Origin of the sequence: Nonomuraea cavernae (assembly GCF_014646355.1) — a bacterium.
Lineage (GTDB): Bacteria > Actinomycetota > Actinomycetes > Streptosporangiales > Streptosporangiaceae > Nonomuraea > Nonomuraea cavernae.
On the sequence record NZ_BMNH01000034.1, the window covers coordinates 53,513 to 70,210 of the forward strand.

The 16,698-nt window shown below is 75.1% G+C and carries 10 protein-coding genes; 3 read left to right on the forward strand and 7 right to left on the reverse strand.

Annotated elements, in window-relative coordinates:
• The first annotated feature begins 374 nt into the window (after positions 1 to 374).
• Positions 375 to 2,918, forward strand: coding sequence for an FxSxx-COOH system tetratricopeptide repeat protein (gene fxsT, locus IEY82_RS34210; RefSeq protein WP_189128416.1), 2,544 nt, complete (start codon positions 375 to 377; stop codon positions 2,916 to 2,918).
• Here the strand turns inward: fxsT and IEY82_RS34215 are convergent.
• The 4 genes from IEY82_RS34215 to IEY82_RS34230 form a co-directional block, all read right to left on the reverse strand.
• Positions 2,910 to 3,869 carry an aKG-HExxH-type peptide beta-hydroxylase gene (locus tag IEY82_RS34215; protein ID WP_189128417.1) on the reverse strand — a complete coding sequence of 320 codons (960 nt, stop codon included), beginning with the start codon at positions 3,867 to 3,869 and terminating at the stop codon, positions 2,910 to 2,912. The genes fxsT and IEY82_RS34215 overlap by 9 nt on opposite strands.
• Positions 3,870 to 4,110: 241 nt before the next feature.
• Positions 4,111 to 8,295 carry an AAA family ATPase gene (locus tag IEY82_RS34220; RefSeq protein WP_189128418.1) on the reverse strand — a complete coding sequence of 1,395 codons (4,185 nt, stop codon included), beginning with the start codon at positions 8,293 to 8,295 and terminating at the stop codon, positions 4,111 to 4,113.
• Between the two features lie 8 nt (positions 8,296 to 8,303).
• Positions 8,304 to 9,137, reverse strand: a complete 834-nt coding sequence (locus tag IEY82_RS34225) for a lipase family protein (RefSeq protein ID WP_189128419.1) — start codon at positions 9,135 to 9,137, stop codon at positions 8,304 to 8,306.
• A gap of 41 nt (positions 9,138 to 9,178) precedes the next feature.
• Positions 9,179 to 9,538: a hypothetical protein gene (locus IEY82_RS34230; RefSeq protein ID WP_189128420.1), complete on the reverse strand. Its 360-nt coding sequence runs from the start codon at positions 9,536 to 9,538 to the stop codon at positions 9,179 to 9,181.
• A gap of 256 nt (positions 9,539 to 9,794) precedes the next feature.
• Between IEY82_RS34230 and IEY82_RS34235 the strand changes: the two genes are divergently transcribed.
• Complete coding sequence (locus IEY82_RS34235; protein WP_189128421.1) at positions 9,795 to 12,737, forward strand: helix-turn-helix transcriptional regulator; 2,943 nt, start codon at positions 9,795 to 9,797, stop codon at positions 12,735 to 12,737.
• A gap of 81 nt (positions 12,738 to 12,818) precedes the next feature.
• Here IEY82_RS34235 and IEY82_RS34240 read toward each other — a convergent pair whose 3' ends face one another.
• From IEY82_RS34240 to IEY82_RS34250, 3 genes are all read right to left on the reverse strand, one after another.
• Positions 12,819 to 13,259, reverse strand: a complete 441-nt coding sequence (locus tag IEY82_RS34240; RefSeq protein WP_189128422.1) for a hypothetical protein — start codon at positions 13,257 to 13,259, stop codon at positions 12,819 to 12,821.
• A 5-nt stretch (positions 13,260 to 13,264) separates the two neighbouring features.
• On the reverse strand, positions 13,265 to 13,846 hold the full coding sequence (locus IEY82_RS34245) for an RNA polymerase sigma factor (RefSeq protein ID WP_189128423.1): 582 nt from the start codon (positions 13,844 to 13,846) through the stop codon (positions 13,265 to 13,267).
• 77 nt (positions 13,847 to 13,923) lie between these two features.
• On the reverse strand, positions 13,924 to 15,276 hold the full coding sequence (locus tag IEY82_RS34250) for a S8/S53 family peptidase (protein ID WP_189128424.1): 1,353 nt from the start codon (positions 15,274 to 15,276) through the stop codon (positions 13,924 to 13,926).
• A gap of 189 nt (positions 15,277 to 15,465) precedes the next feature.
• Between IEY82_RS34250 and IEY82_RS34255 the strand changes: the two genes are divergently transcribed.
• Positions 15,466 to 16,698 (forward strand): hypothetical protein (locus tag IEY82_RS34255; RefSeq protein WP_229697767.1); only part of this gene is annotated, 1,233 nt, incomplete at its 3' end.

Here is a 16,698-nt window from a genome sequence, read left to right on the forward strand (position 1 = left end):
TGATCACCGGCCTCCTCGTCAATCAGCCACCAGCGGAAATGTGGTGCGCGGCCGGTGAGCCGTTGATCCTGCGGGGGCACCTTACCAAAGGTGTGCCCGGCTGTGCGGGTGAAACGAATGTCCAATTCGCCCCATAATGACGATTTAGCTGTTATGTGGCGAATTGAATTGGGAGAAAAGGTGTAAAGGGAGCAGTCGGTGGATCGCCGATTCGGTGTGGCCGATATCGTGCCATCGGCCGGCACCGGAATGACCGAGGCGCGCGGCCACGCCATTGACGCGGGGTTACTATGAACCCCGTAAAGCGTCTCAGGCGCTCGAAATCCGGCGAGGTAATCGTGACCCAGCATCATGCCGCAGCACCGGTTTCGCCCGTGGAGCCCATCTGGGGACGCGAGATCCCGTTCCGCAACCCGCACTTCACCGGACGTGACCGCGAGCTCGACATGCTGCGCGCGAGTCTCGGCGCCACCTCGCAGGCCGTCCTCGGCCATCCGTTGCAGCCCCTCTACGGCATGGGCGGAGTCGGCAAGACGGAGATCGCCGCCGAATACTGCCACCGCCACGCCGCCGACTACGACCTGGTGTGGTGGGTCAGGTCGGAGCAGGAGGACACCGTCCGCAACGCGCTCATCGCGCTCGGCCGGCGGATGGGCCTGGCGGAGTTCTCCGACACCGAGCGCGACTACTCCTCGCAGATCGTGCTCGACGCGCTGCGCACCGGGAAGAAGTACTCCCGCTGGCTGCTGGTCTTCGACAACGTGACCGACCCCGACATGATCCGCTCCTACATCCCGCGCGGCGCCGGGCACGTCATCATCACCTCCCGCATCGCGCAGTGGCGCCGCGAGCTCAACTCCGAGGGCATCGAGGTGGGCGCGTTCAAGGCGGAGGAGAGCATCGACTTCCTGCGCCGGCGGATCCCCGGCCTCGGGCCGGGCGGCACCCGGGAGGCCGACGCGGAGCGGGTGGCCGAGGCGGCGCGGCTGGCCGACGCGCTCGGCCACCTGCCGCTGGCCAGCGAGCACGCCGCCGCCTACCTCATCGAGACCCGCATGGCGGTGGGCGACTATCTCGACCTCTACCGGCGCAACGCCCACGAGATGCTCGGCCAGCCCGTCGACATCTACTACCCCGAGCCGGTCGCCACCACCTGGAGCGTGTCGCACGGCACGATCTCCGACGAGGCGCGCAGCCTGTTCAAGCTGCTCTGCTTCTTCTCGCCGGAGCCGATCTCCGAGGAGCTGATCGTACGGCCCACGCTCACGGCCGGCGGGAGCCTGCCGGAGGAGCTCGGGCGGGTGCTGGGCGACCAGGCGACGTTCCGGCGGGCGGTGCGCGAGCTGGCCCGGTTCTCGCTGCTGAAGATCTTCGGGGTGCGCAACGTCGTCCAGGTGCACCGGGTCGTGCAGGATGTCACCCGGGGCAAGATGCAGCGCGAGGAGCCCGAGCAGGTCGCCGAATACCGGCGGATCGCGCACGAGCTCCTGGCCGCCTCCGACCCCGGCGTGCCCGACAAGGAGGCCAACGACCCGCAGTACGAGCTGTCCAAGCAGCACCTCATCCCGTCCGGCGGCCACGAGTCGGCCAACCCCAGGGTCCGGGCGCTCATCATCAACCAGGTGCGCCGGATGCGCCTGCGCGGCGGCAACCGCGAGGGCCTCAACCTCGGCCAGCTGGTGTTCGACAGCTGGCGCGAGCGGTTCGGTCCCGACGACCTGCAGACGCTGATGCTGGCGCTGGAGGTGTCGATCTGCCTGTTCCAGCTGGGCGAGGTCGAGCGGGCCGGCCAGCTCACCATCGACACCCAGACCCGGCTCGCGCGCACCCACGGCCGCGACAACGAGGCCTACCTCAAGACCGCGGGCACCTACTCACGCCTGCAGCGCCACCAGGGCAACTACGCCGAGGCCCACCAGCAGGACATGGAGCTGCTCCCGCTGTACGAAGGGGTGTTCCGGTCCGAGCACCTGCAGACCCTCAACCTGCTCAACAACATCGCGCTCGACCTGCGCTGCCTGGGCCGCTACGAGGAGGCGCTGTCCTACGACCGCCGCGCCCACGACGAGCGGCGCCGCATGTTCGGCGACGCCGCCGACTACACGCTCAGCTCCAAGTTCGCCATCGCCCGCGACCTGCGCAACCTCGGCCGGGTCGAGGAGTCGCTCGACCTGATCCGCGAGGTCTGCCGGCTGGCCGAACGCAAGAACCACCCCTGGCACGCGGTCAGGCTGCAGTGGGAGACCGAGCTGTCGGCGGCGCTGCGCTGGGTCGGCCTCTACGAGGAGGCCAGGCAGCTCGGCGAGGAGAACTTCGAGCGCCACGCGCGCATCCTCGGCCCGGCCCACCGCCAGACCCTCAACTGCGCGGTCACCCTCGTCTTCAGCCGCACACTCGACCGCGACCTGGTGGCGGCGGCCCGGCTGGGCGAGGAGACGCTGCTGGCCTGGGAGAAGGTCACCGGCGACCGCACCCACCCCAACACCCAGGCGGCGGCCGTCAACCTGGCCGTCGTCCAGCGGCTCCTCGGCAACCCGCTCGGCGCCAGCCGGATCGACCAGGAGGCGCTCGACCACCACACCAGCCGGCTCGGCGCCGAGCATCCCGGCACCGCCACGGTGATGACCAACCTGGCCAGCGACCTGGCCGCGCTCGGCAACGTACAGCGGGCCCGCGAGCTGGGCGAGACCGCCCTGAAGATCTTCAGCGAGACGCTCGGCGAGAGTCACCCGCGCGCGCTGGCCGCCGCGAGCAACCTGGTGCTCGACCGGCGCGCCTCGGGCGAGACCGACAAGGCGCAGGCGCTGTGCGAGCAGACCCTGGCGCGTTACGCCGAGGTGCTGCCCGACCACCCGCACGCCCTGCTCACCCAGCAGGGCGGCCGGATCGACCTCGACATCGAGCCCATGTCACAGTGAGCACCGCATCTCGGCCACGAAGCGCTCGCCCTCCGCGGTCAGCGCTCCCGACCCGGCGAGCTCGCCGGTCGCCTTGCGGGTCGGCTCCTCCCAGGCGCGGATCCCGGCCAGGGCCCGGTCGTGGTGCGGGGTGTCCAGCAGCAGCCGCCAGAAGGCGATGAGCCCGGCGTAGGCGTAGCAGCCCTGCAGCAGGTTCTCGGCCGGGCGGGGGTCGTCGCGCCACGGCGCCCGGCCGGTCCAGCCGGTGTCCGGCCGCACCAGCGGCACATGGTTGGTGACCGCGCCGAGCAGCACGTGCCTGAACTCGTGCAGCAGGGTCTCGGCGCACTCCACGTCGTCGGCGGGCATCGACATCGCGATCGCGCCGAACGCCCAGCCGGAGGTGGAGCTGCGCAGGACGCCCGGCACGGCGGGCAACAGGGGGACGAGCACGCGCAGGGTCTCGGCCATCGCCGCCGCCGTGCCGGGCAGGTGACCGCCGAGCAGCCGCCAGCCCGCGTCGAGCACGTCTCGCCAGGCGGGCAGGCGGGGGGCGGGGTCGCGTTCGCCGTACAGGTCGAGGTAGGGGTCGTCGTTGACCAGACAGAGCCGCAGGACGAGACCGTGGCGGGCGATCCGCAGGTCGGGCGGGCGGGGTGGGCCGGCCACCGCCGCGGCCACCTCGGCGAGATAGCGGGTGTCGGGCCGGGCTGTCGCGCGAAGGCTGCGCGCCGCCCAGACGCCGACCTGCGGCGCCGCCAGCAGTTCGCGCACCCGGCACGGATCCTCGTGCTCGGCCTTGGCCAGCTGACGGTGCGCCGCGGCGAATTCCGGAGCCGGGTCCCCGGACAGGAGCCGGCGCCGCAGCGCCTCGATCAGGATGAGATGACGGCGTGATTCGGCCAGCCGCCAAGGGGCCACCGCGGCGGGCTGGATTCGGCCCGCCGCGAGGTCAGCCAGTGGGGGTTTCATCGCCGGGACATCCGCTTCTCCCGCTCGGTTGGTCCCATACGCGAGAAGCTTCGCTCCGCATGTTTCCTATGGTGCCGGCCAGAGCCGCGAACGATTCGTCAGTGAGTTGGGCCAGTTGGTCCAGGGTGAGTGGGTCGATACTCAGTTCCGGACCTCCCATTCGGGCCTCCTTCATGGGGATCATCGCGATGATACGTCATAAAGCATTCATTTCTCTTTACCGAATTACCCGGATAGGCGGTCAAAATCGGTAATGGAGTACGACGAGTTCGGCGCGCATGGCGACGGCCACGTTGCCGTCCGGGGTCACGGTCACCCGCTGCGCCGCCTCGGGCAGCGCGTAGCAGCCGGTGCGCCGCCAGGTCCGCAGATCCCAGAACGCCAGCGTGGCGTCCTCGGAGCCGGTGATCGCGACCGGCCGGCCGCCGAACGCGGCGCACGCCAGGCCGGTGGCGGCCGACTCGTGCCGTTCGGCGGCCCGGTGCAGCGGGGCGGCGTTGCGCAGGTCCCAGCCGCGGACCGACCCGTCGTCGGCGACGGTGACCACGAGATGCCGGTCGTCCACCCGCACGCCCCGCGCCGCGCGCACCCCGCGGGCCCCGCTCAGCCGGTGCGGCACCGGGTTGCCGCTGGCCAGGTCGACGACCCAGGCCGTGCCCGACTCGTCCACCACGATCAGGCAGGTCCGGTTGCCCATCGTGTGGACGTCGAGGTCCCGGACGGGTGCCCGGCCGATCTCGTGCGTGGACAGGCGGAGCCCGGTCGCCACGCTGACGATCCGCACGACGCCGCGCGTGCGCGACCCGCAGGCCAGGACACCGGTCTCGCCGAGCCGGCCCGAGGCCAGGATCTCCGGGCCTCCGGCCTGCTCGGGGGCCTGCTCGGGGGCCTGCTCGGTGCGCTGGAAGCCGGTCCGTCCGGCTCCGGTCCACAGCGTCAGGGGGCCCGGGGGAGCGTACGAGATCACGTGCCGGCCGTCCGCCGCCGAGGCCAGCCCGGAGCGGGGGCGCACGGCGTGCCGGCCGAGCGGCATCCCGGTCGCGGAGGCGTACAGGTGCAGCACGTCGCCGGTGAGCGCGGCGAGCACGCCCTCGCCGGTCGCCAGCCCCGTGATGGGCGCCCAGCTGCGGTCCGGCGACGCGGACGCCACGTCGGCGTTCCACAGGCGGACCCGCCCGTCGCGGCCGGCGCTGACGATCACCGGCCGGGCCGCGATCCGGGTGCGGGCCAGCGCGGTCACCGGGCCGGCGTGCGCGGCCACGTTCCAGGCCGGCCGGCCCAGCCCCAAATCCACCGAGTGGAGCGCGCCCGTGTCGTCGCCCGCGAAGTCGGCCTCGGGGCCGGGCGCGGGCAGCGCGGCGCAGGCAGCGGGCCCCGGCAGCGCCCGGTGGTCGCCGTCGACCAGGTTCCACGCCCACAGGCGGCCGTCGCGCGTCCGCAGCACCGCGTGCGCCGCACCGGCCGCGCCGACACAGGTGACCTCCGCGAACGGCGCGCCGGCCACCCGCAGGATGCCCAGTGACCGCCCCGTCTCCAGCGACCAGAGCCGGGCCGTGCCCTCGCTGTCCGTCGTGACGGCGACCGGGCCGTTGACCGTGGCGCAGGCCACCGAGCCCCGGGGGCCGAGAGCGCCGGTCAGCGGCGGGCCGGCCTCCGGCGCCCGGACCCGGCGGTGGTCGTCCGCTCCCGCGCTCACCTCGCCGATCTCCGAGCCCGGTGTCCAGAGCCGGCAGTGGCCGTCCGTCCCCACGCTCACCACGGCGCTCACCATGGGGCTCACCATGGGGCTCACCATGGGGCTCACGTCGCCGATCTCGGCGACGGCCAGCGCGGAGATCCGCCCGGCGTGGCGGGGCGCGGACGCCTTGATCCGCTCGCCGGTCGCCGGTTCCCAGACCCGGATCGCGCCGTCGCCGTGCCCGGTCACCAGGGCCGTGCGGCCCGCCCACGGGACGGCCCGCACGACGGTCACCTCGTCGCCGAAGCCGTCCGGCGGGCCCGTCGGGTGGCCGGTCTCCAGATCCCACAGCCGGACCGGGCCCTCGTCGCAGCTGATCGCCAGGACGGGGCGGCCGTCCAGCACGAAGGTGTCGAGGGTGTGCCGGGTGCCCCCGGCCGCGATGGTCATCCGCAGCGCCGGGCTCACCGCGATGCCGGTGGCCCAGGCCGGCGCCCAGCCGCCGCCCCGGGTCAGCTCGGCCGCCATCGCGTGCTCGCCGAACCGGGCGGCGTCCACGGCCAGGATCTGACGCCGGACACCCGGCCCGGCCACCGCGTGGCGGGCCGCCGAGGCGCGGTAGACGTGCGCGCCGACCGGCGGGTCCGGCAGCGCCGCCAGCACCGGCAGCGTCGTCACCGGGTCGGTGTGCACCAGGAACTCCGGCCGGGCCAGCAGCTCGGCGATCCGCGAGGCGCCGTCGGCGTGGTGGACGGCGTGCCGCCGCACGTACGCCGGGGCCGCCGCCCAGTCCATCTCCGGCCCGGCCGGCGCGAGCAGATCCAGGATCTCCGCGTCGCGGCCCGAGGCCCGCAGGTGATCGATGAGACCCTGGTGGAACAGCCGGTACAGGACGGTCGTGCCGTCCTCCTCGACGCTCTGCCGCAGGTAGAAGCGCGCGGCCGACAGGGCGGCCCGTACCTCCGCCTCGGCCATGGCCGGGCCGGACAGCGGGCCCAGGGCGCGTACGACCTCCACCGGCATGCCGTCGCCCCGGGCGTGGGCCACGGCGGTGAGGACGGCGCCCACCTCCGGCCGGTCGGCCAGGTCGAGGTCCATCACCTCGGGCAGGGTGCGCGGCGTGCCGAGGCCGAGCGACCGGGCCACGACCGCGTCCGCGACCGGCACCCGCCGCGCCGCGAACCGGTGCGTGCACAGCCCCGCGACCAGGAACTCGCCCCACCGGTCGGCGTCCTTCGGCGGGTCGGCCGCCAGGGTCTCGGCGACGGCCCGTGCGTAGGCGCGGCGCGCGGGCACGTACCGGACCGAGTTGTACGGCTCCGTCAGCTCCAGGACCGCCTCGACGTACTGGCGGATGTTCCGCTGGACCTCGGCCCGGTCCTCGTCGTCGAGGTCCACGAGCCCGCCCGCGTCCTCGGCCGCCCGCCGCAGCGCCGCGAACTCCGGCCACGGCCGCATCCCGGCCAGCAGCCGGCACCGCCCCCGCCGCACCAGGTCCAGCAGGTCGGCGGCGAGCTCGGCCGGGCGGCTCGCCTCGTCCAGCGCGTCCACCAGGAGGGTGGGCCGGTCCTCCAGCGCCTCGCCGAACGACTCGCGGGTCCAGGGGGTCCGCGGCGTGGGCAGCCGGAGCTGGGCCGCGAGGGCGGCGAGGATCTCACCGGTGCCCAGCTGCCGGGCGTGCGCGATGGCCAGCCGGGCGTTCTCCGCCGGACGGTGGGCGGCCCGCGTCCAGATCCGCTCCGTACGGCGGCGCAGCTCCGGATGCGCGGCGCAGGCCAGCACGCCGAGCAGCGCCGACTTGCCGGTGCCGGGGCTGCCGGTCACCACGCGCAGCGGCCCGTCGCCCGCCCCGTCGAGCCACGCCGCCAGCGCGGCCAGCTCCTCGGCCCGGCCGGTGAAGCAGCCCGCCTGCGCCGTCCGGTCGTGGCCGGCGGCCCGCCGCTCGTAGTGTCTGGGGTCGATGGCCGCGACCTCGGCGAGGAACCCGCCGAACGCGCGGTCGGCCGCCTGCTCGGTCGCCGCGGCGCGGTCGGGGTCGTAGTCGGGGTTGCGGAAGAACGGCGGCACGTCGGCGGCCGACCTGAACTCCACCAGGCTGGACATCATCTCCTGCGGGGCGGCGTCCAGCTCCGTGATCAGCCGGTCGAGCTGGTCCCGGATGTCGGCGTGCAGGGTGGACAGCGAGATGTACTCGTTGGCGGGCGGGATGTGCCGCAGCCCGCGGCTCATCTCGTCCAGGACGCTCGCGGCGGCCCGGGTGAACAGGCCGTCGAACGCGGCGTTGCGGGGGGCGCAGGCGGCGAGCACGGTCGTGCGGGCCGGCGTCTCCAGGGTCAGCTGGTGCGGGGACCGGGCGGCCGTCCCGGCGTGGCACACGTCGACCAGGAACAGCACCCGGGGCCCGTCCGCCGGGTTCTCCGCCTCCTTGACCCAGTCGACCACCCGCGTCTGGCGGGGCGCCGCGCCGTCGGGACCCACCACGTGCAGGTCGCCCGTCCGGGTCAGCTCCCCGTGACCGACGATCGCCACGACCAGCAGGTCGTCCGGCCCGCAGGCCTCGATCTCCGCGAAGACCGCCTCACCCAGCTCAGCCGCCGTGGCGGGGGCCGGGGTCGCGCAGTCGAAGCCGAAGCGCCGCAGCACGCCGGCCATCCGGGCCGCGAGCGTGCCGGCGAACTCCAGCGGCTCCCGGCCCCGCGCCTCCGGGACGCTCAGGCACAGCGCGCGGCGCCGGATGGTCTGAGGCACCGTGCCGCCTACAGGCCGAGGTGCCGGGTGACGTCGGGACAGCGTAAGTAGCTCTGCGCCGTGTGGAAGTCCCAGCCCGCGATCCGCAGGTCGGTCACCTCGGCGTCCACGCCGTCGAAGCTGCCGCCGAGGCCCGTCCGGGGCACCGCCACCAGATCGCCCACATCGGACAGATTGACCCAGCGCCGCACCCCCGGCGGGCGCGCGCCCCGGTCGTCCGGCGGGGGATCCAGCCGGTCGAACACCACGCCGGGCATGCCGAGCGGGCTCCCCAGGGTGACGAGCAGGTCCACGCGCAGCTCGGGCGCGGCCCACAACGCCTCGTAGGTCACCACGCTGCCCAGCGAGTGGGCCACCACGACGACCCGCTCGTGCCCGGAGCCCGCCGCGATGGCCGCGCCCACCGCGTTGCGGGCCGCCAGCCGCCGCTTCCCGCCGGGACTCTTCAGGTAGACGCCGACCTCCCGGACGAACGTGGTGGCGAACGCGCGGACCGTCCTGCCGTACCTGCGGGTGAGCCAGTCGGCCGCGGCGCGGGCCCTGGCCGTACGGTCGCCCTGCGCGGTCTGCGGCGCGGGGCGCAGCCGGTCCACCCAGTCGATCAGCAGACCGGCGGCGAAGTCGTCGAGCGTGTCGACGTCGTCGGCGCCCTGGTGGGCGCCCCGGCGCAGGTGGTGGGCGTAGTAGCCGACGGTGACGGGCGTCCCGCCCAGCCAGCACGTCCAGTCGCGGCCGGCCGACGCCGCGGCCTCGGCCGCCGACCCTGTCCGGCGGAAGTACGAGTAGTTGCGGACCCCGTGGACTCCGACGAGATATGGGAGCACATGTTCATAGGTCCCCAATTTTGTTCGTCCTTCAACCGCCCTTGACCGTGTGGACAGGTCTATTCGCGGGGCCGGTCGGCGGTGGCCCTGATGACGTCGATCCAGATCCGGGTCAGCAGTGTGCCCAGCACCAGCAACAGCCCGGCCGCGACCAGGGCGCGGAGCGCGACCGAGTCCGGCACCAGGCCGCCGAGCACGAGCAGGCACAGGCCCACGTCGAGCATCACGATCGTGGCCACGGACAGCGAGTAGACGCGCACCCTCGGCCGGGTCCAGAACCGCACGCCCCCCACCGGATCCAGCCTGCGCGACACGCGCGGCCGGTCGGCCAGCCCTTCGAGGAAGCGCGACTCCCACAGCATGGCCAGCAACAGCACCGGCAGAACCTGGGCGACGGTGGCGTAAAAGTCGCGCGGCATGAGCCCTCACAGCTAGAGGTCACTCGCATTCTGCCGTAGATCACCCCCTGGAATACCAAGGATCGGCGGCGAAGGTCCCCGCCCCGGGCACCTCGCGGACCCGCCACCCGTGTGGGCGACCGCGACGCCGCCTCCCGCGACGGTCAAGCCCCGCGCGCCGCTCGACCGCGACGTGCGGCCCGCCATCTGGTCGGCGAGGTGTATCAAATTTCCCCTTTCGTGCTCTGGGAAGTCGAGGGCGACGGAGGGAGAGGCGATGTTCGTCGGAAGGGCGGTGGAGCTGGCCCTGGTGCGGGGGGCGCTGCGCGCCGCCGGGGGCGGCCTCGCGCGCACGATCGCGATCGAGGGGCCGGAGGGGATCGGCAAGACGGCGCTGCTGCGTCACGCGCTCGCGGAGGCTGCGGGCGACCGGGCGGTCTGCGGGGGCACGGCCGGGAGGAACATGGGCTGCGGGGGCACGGCCGGGAGGAACATGGGCTGCGGGGACGCGGGTTGCGGGGACGCGGGTTGCGGGAGTGCGGCGGACGGCTCGACCGAGGAGAGCGCGGGGCGGCGGGAATTCGGGGAGACCGTGGGGGTCCAGGTGCTCGCCGCCAGCGGGGACGAAGAGGAGCGGCGGCTCCGCTTCGGGGTGGTGCGGCAACTACTGGGGGAGGTCGCGCAGGATGATCCGTGGAGTGTCGGCCAAGCCGTGTTCGACGAGCTCGAACGGCTCCAGGCCGCCCGGCCCGTGGTCGTCGTGGTGGACGACGCCCAGTGGGCCGACCGCCCGTCCCTGCAGGCGCTCGCCTTCGCGCTGCGCCGCCTGCGCGCCGGACGCGTGCTCGCTCTGGTCTCCTGCCGCGACCTCGCGGACGAGTGGCTGCCGCAGGGGCTGCGGCGGCTCCTGACCGGCGGCGAGGCCCTGCGCCTCACCCTGGCCGGCCTGACGGCCGCGGACCTGGCCCGACTGGCAGGCCAGGTCCCGGCCGGCTCGGGGGAGCCGGCGGCCGGGCCGCTGACGGCGAGGGCCGCCGCGCGGCTGCGCGAGCACACCTCGGGCAACCCGCTGCACGCCCGCGCCCTGCTCGCCACCCACACGGCGCGGCGGCTGGCGGATCCGGGCGTACGGCTGCCGGCCCCCGGCACCTTCGCCCGCCCCTTCGCCCGCCGCCTGCGCGCCGGCGACGCTCGCACCAGGGCGCTGATCGCCGCCTGCGCCGTGCTCGGCGACCCCTGCGACCTCCACGTCGCCGCCGCCGTCGCCGCCGCGCTGGACAGCCGGCTCCCCGCCTACGAGGCCGAAACGCCGCCGGCGGGCGACCCGGCGACGGCGTCCTCGGGCGTCGCCGCCTGGCCGGTGGCGGCTCCCGAGGCCGGAGGAGGCGTCGCCCGGGTGGAGGCGCTGGACGCGCTCGAAGGCGGGGTGAACGCCGGGGTGCTGGAGGAGCGGCCCGGCCGGACGGTCGCGTTCCGCGATCCACTCGCCAGGGCGGCCGCGTACGGGATGCTCGGCGCGGGGGCCCGCGCACGCCTGCACCTGGCCGCCGCCCGGGTCGTCGAGGACACCGGCACGGCCCTGCGCCACCGGGCGGCCGCCGCCGACGGCCCCGACGAGACGCTGGCCGAGGAGCTCGTGGGGTTCGCGGCCAAGGAGGCTCAGCACGGCCTCTGGCTGGAGGCGGCGGCCCACCTGGAGCTGGCGGCCGGGCTGTCGGAGCCGGCCACCACCCGGGACGAGCTGCGCACCGCGGTGCTGGAGCACGTGCTGCTCGGCGGCGACGTCGTCCGCGCCGACGAGCTGGCCGCGGCGGCCGGCCCCGACCCCCGGCCAGAGCGCCGCTACGTGCTGGGGCGGCTCGCCCTGGCCGCCGGCCGCTTCGACGAGGCGGCCGAGTCGCTGGCCGAGGCGTGGCGTGACCGGGCTCCCGGCTTCGCCGCCGACACCGCCGAGCAACTGGCCTGGCTGCACCTGGTCCGGGGAGATCGGCAGGCCGCGGCGAGCTGGGCCCGGCTGGCGATCGAGCAGCCCATCCAGGGTCCGGCCGGCCGGCCGTACGACGTGCTGGCGCTGAGCGGGGAGCCCCTCCAGGGGCGGCCCCACGACGCGCCGGCCCCGCCGGCCCTTCCGGTCGCGGCGGGCAGGTCGCGGGACGTGCCGGCGGCCCAGGGCGGGCCGTCCGGCGGGCTCGCCGGGGCGGTCCGGTGCCTGCGAGGCGACGACGCGGGGGCCGCGTCCGCCCTGCTGGCCCGGGCCGTCACGGCGGAGGAGCGGGCCGGGTTGCCGCACCACCGGCTGCTGGCCGGCGCGCTGCTGGCCGTCGCCGAGTACCGCGACGGGCGGTGGGCGGACGCGGTCGCGCGGGGGGAGCGGGTGCTGGCCGAGGCGAGGGAACTCGGCCAGCGCTGGCTGCTGCCCTGCCTGGAGGCAGTGTGCGTGGCGCCGCTGGTCGCGCGGGGTGAGCACGAGCGGGCCCTGGCCCACGCGTCCGCCGCCCGCGCCGCCGCCCGCGAGATGCGGCACGCCATGGGAGAGGCGGCGGCGGACGTCGCGATGGCGCTGCTGGAAGGCGGGGACGAGCCGGCGGTGACGCCGCACGCGGCCGCCGCGACCGGCGACCCGTTCGTGCCCGACCCGCGGCCGCGGCTCGTCGAGCTGCTGGTCGCCGAGGGCCGCCTGGGCGAGGCGGAGCAGGAGCTGGCGGGGCTCGCCGGCGTGGCCGGGCAGGCGCGCCAGGCCCGGTTGCGGGGGCTGCTGCTGGCGGCGCGGAACGCGCCGGCCGAGGCCGAGGCGAGTTTCGAGCACGCGCTCGGGCTCGCCGCCGAGGGCCGCGACCCGCTGGAGGAGGGGCGCGTTCTGCTCGACCTCGGCAGGCTGCTGCGCCGCACCGGGCGGCGGCGCGCGGCGGCGGAGCGGTTACGCGCCGCGCGGGAGGTCTTCGTCCGGCTCGGCGCCCACCCGCTGGTGGCGGGCTGCGCGCAGGAGCTGGAGGCGTGCGGCCTGGAGCCGTCGGGGACCGTGCGGCTGGGGCTGACGCCCCAGGAGTTCAGCACGGCCAGGCTGGTGGCCGACGGCCGGACCAACCGGCAGATCGCCCGCGAACTGCTCATCAGCGTCAAGACCGTCGAATACCACATCGGCAAGATCTACACGAAACTCGGCATCGGCTCCCGGGTCGCGCTCGCCTCCAGGCTGGCCGCCCTGGGAGACACCCCCTGACCTCGTACGGTCAGGACCGCGAGCCGACGCCGCGCCGGAGGAGGGGACCGGCGCGGCGTCCTCGCACGCGGGCCGGTCCGGTCAGACGCGGATCCACGACGTGGTCACGGTGGCCCCCTCCTCGCAGACGACGCGCAGCCGCAGCGGGCCGGTGCCCGGCGACTCGGCGGTGAAGCGGCCGAGGTCGTCGGAGCGCACCCGGGTCTCGCCCTCGGGCCGCTGGACCCCGATCTCCACCGACGTGCCGCGCAGCACCCGGCCCACCAGCCGCGAGCCCGAGATCTCCACCTCCACGACCACCCCGCCGGTTTCGAAGGTGAGCAGCCGGGGCCGGTCGCCGCCCCGCACCCGGGTCGCGGTCAGCTCGTCCCAGGAGTCGAACGTCAGCTCGGCCAGCTCGCCCTCAAGGGTCCGGAGCGTGAACGCCCGCATGGCGTCGTCGAACAGCTCGGCGGGCACCGGATCCAGCAGCAGGGCGATCTCGCGCAGCTCTTCTTCCAGCTCGAAACCGTCGTCGTCCATGGCCCTCACCTGGGAATCCCGGTCACTCCGCGGCGCGCGATCAGCTCGCCCAGCTTCTTGAGGCAGCGCGCCCTGATCGGGCCCACGCTGCCCACGGCGAGGTCCAGCCCCGCCGCGATCTCCTGGTAGGAGGGCCGAGGGGAGGAGATGAGCACCCGCAGCAGCCGCCGGCAGCGATCCGGCAGCTCCTGGAAGGCGTCCCACACCTGCTGGGCGCGCTGCCGTTCGGCGCCCGCCTCCTCGGCCTCCAGCACCAGCAGCTCGGGGCTGCGCTCGTCGATGTCGAGCCCCAGCAGTGCCACGTCGCTCACCGGCATGGACCGGCCGCTGGTGCGGACGACGCGCAGCGCCTCGTGGCGGGCCGTGCTCGCCAGCCAGGAGCCGACCTTCTCCGGCTCTCTCAGCCGGGTGAGGTGCTCGGCGAGCCGGAACCACGTCGTCTGGCAGACGTCCTGGGCGTCGGAGTCGTTCGGCAGGTAGGAGCGGGCCACCGACCACACCAGCCCGGTGTGCCGGTGGTAGAGCTCTTTCCAGGCTCCGGCGTCGCCATCCGCGGCTGCCCTGACGAGGGCTCCGGTGTCGTCCACGGCGATCCTTCCCTCTGCTGGAGCGAAGTGCTCATGATATTTCGTGAGACGCTCCAGGACAGGGGATGGGTGACTCATCACAGCAGGCCGCTCAGATCGGGCACGGCGAGCACGCCGTCCACCAGATCCCGGGCCGCCTGCCGGGAGGTCACCTGGGCCTGCGACATGCGGGCCGCGAGGACGCCGGCGATGATCGGCGTGGCGAACGACGTGCCGCTCCACCGGGCCAGGCCGGTGAAGCTCTCCTTGTCGCCGACGGAGAAGGGCGCGAGGCAGGTACAGCCCGGGTAGAGGGCGGGCGCGTGAAAGCGGCAGAGCGCGCTCGCCGGGTAGTCGTACAGGTAGTCGCCCGAGGTGTAGGCGTTGACCAGCCGCTCGCCGGGCGCGTAGACCTTCACCCAGCCGCCGTGGTTGCTGAAGCAGGCCCGGCCCTGCCCGTCCTCGCGCAGCGCCCCGACCGACACGACCACGTCGCCGCTCGCGTTCACCGGCTCGTCCGCGAGCGCCGCCGGCCAGAACGGGTCGGTCACGCCGTCGTTGCCCGCGGCGGCCACCAGGACCGTGCCGGGGTGGCCGGCCAGCTCGGTGACGAAGTCGGCGAGGCCGAGCAGCGCCTGGGTCCGCTCGGTCGACGCCCCGGCCGACAGCGAGATGATGTCCGGCCAGCCGTGGGTGTCGAGCGTGCGCAGGATGGCCAGGCCCAGCTCGTCCTCCGGCACCGCGCCGGCGTACGGGAAGGTGTTGTGGACGCGGACGTCGGTGGCCGGCGCCACGCGGCGCACGACGCCCGCGATGAACGTGCCGTGGCCCGTGTACGGCCTGATCGTGCCGTCCAGTTCGAGTTCCTGGGCGGGGGTGGTGACGTCGCCGTCGACCATGGGGATGTTCGGCGTGCCGGCGCTGGCGTCCAGCCAGGTGTGGGTCAGGTAGTCGTGGACGAGTCCGGTGTCCAGGACGGTGACGGTGACGCCGGCTCCGTGGGCACGCGGGCCGCTCGGCGGGGTGGGCGGAGCCGCGGCCGGCGTCGGCTCGTCGCCCGGGCAGAGGTTGACCCCGCTGACCGACACCAGGTGGACCAGGGTGGCGTGGACCTTCTCCCGCTCCAGCGCCTCCAGGGCGCGGAAGACGTTCCGGCGGCCGAGGGCGAGCCGGCGGACGGTGACCCGGTCCTGGGACTCCTCCGACGGCCAGGCGACGCGGACGTTCCCCTCCTGCGGCTGGCTCCGCTCGGCGATCTCGATGGCGCGGGACACGTCGGCCGCCCTGACCAGGATGTGGCCGGTGAGGTAGGCGTAGCGGGGCGCGACCGGGGAGCCCGGTTCGGCGCCCTCGGGGCCGGCCGCGGCGCGCGCGTCCTCCGGCAGCGCCTCGTTCACCAGCTCCAGCTGCTTCCAGAACCGGGGATCCGGGTGGGTGTCCGGTGTGCTCATGCGAGTCGTCCTCCTTGGGGAAGTGCGCGGGTCCTGCCTGTATGAGCCAGGTGGCGCCCGCCTGATACAGCCCGCCCGGTGCGGCCGGCCCGACCTCGGCCGGCCGCACCCCGCCTGGCCTGGCCCGCCGGTCCCTCCTGACAGGGCCGGCGCATGGACGCGGGCACCCCTCGCCTCTACGATCGGTCCGTGCCTGGGGGAACGGCGAGGGATTCCGGGATTCCGGGCGACCCGCACGATGTGCTGGCCATGGTGTTCGCACGCCCTCAGGAGGCTCTGCGCGCCGCGCGGGCCATGCTGGCCGACGGGCGCGGACCGTACGAGTCGTCGATCGCCCGGCAGGCGCTGGGCATCCTGCACCGGGAGTTCGGCGACCTGGACGCCGCGATCGGCGAGCTGCGGCAGGCGATCCGGCTGGCGCGGCAGGCCGGCTCGCCCGACCGCGAGGCCGACGTGCTGGCCACGCTCGGCATCGCGCTGCTGCACCGGGGGCGCACCCGGCGGGGGCTGGCGGCGCTCGACGACGCCGTCGCGACCTCCGGCGGCGCCACGCGGGCCCGGGTGCTGTTCCGGCGGGCGGGCGCGCGGTGGATCCTCGGCCGGCACCGCGACGCGCTCGACGACCTCCGGGTGGCGGTCCCCGCCCTGACGCGGGCGCGCGACACCGTCTGGGCGGCCCGCGCGCTCACCCTGCGGGGCCACGTCCACCTGGCCCTGGGCTCGGTACGCCTCGCCGACGCCGACTTCCGCACCGCGCAGGACATGTTCGCCACCACCGACCAGGAGCACGACTCGGTCGTCGCGGTGCAGAACCGCGGCGTGGCCGCCTTCAGGTCCGGAGACCTGCCCGCGGCGCTGGAGCTGCTCGACGAGGCGGACCGGCGCTTCCGTGAGCTCGGCACGCCCATGTTCGACCTGGCCGCCGACCGGTGCGCGGTGCTGATGGCCGCCGGGCTGGCCAGGGACGCGCTGGAGCGGGCCGACCAGGCGCTGCTGCGTCTGACGCGGCTGCGCGGCCAGGCCACGATGCGGGCCGAGCTGCTGCTCATCGCCGCCCGGGCCGCGCTGCTCGCCGGCGATCCGGGCACCGCCCGGCAGCGCGCCGACGAGGCCCGCCGGCTGTTCGGCGGGCAGCGGCGCGCCTGGTGGACCGAGCACGCCCGGCTCATCCTGGTGCAGGCCGCGCTGGCCGAGGGCGCGGCGTCGCCGGCGTTGCTGACCGCGGCCCGCCGGTTGGCCGGCCGGCTGGCCGAGCTCGGCTCGCCCGAGGTGTGGCAGGCCCATCTGCTCGCCGGCCGCGCCGCGCTGGTGCTGGGCGACCGGCGCGCGGCCGACCACCACCTGGGCGTCGCCGCCAGGGCACGGCACCGCGGCCCCGCCGCGTCGCGGGCGGCCGGCTGGCTCGCCGAGGCGCTGCGCGCG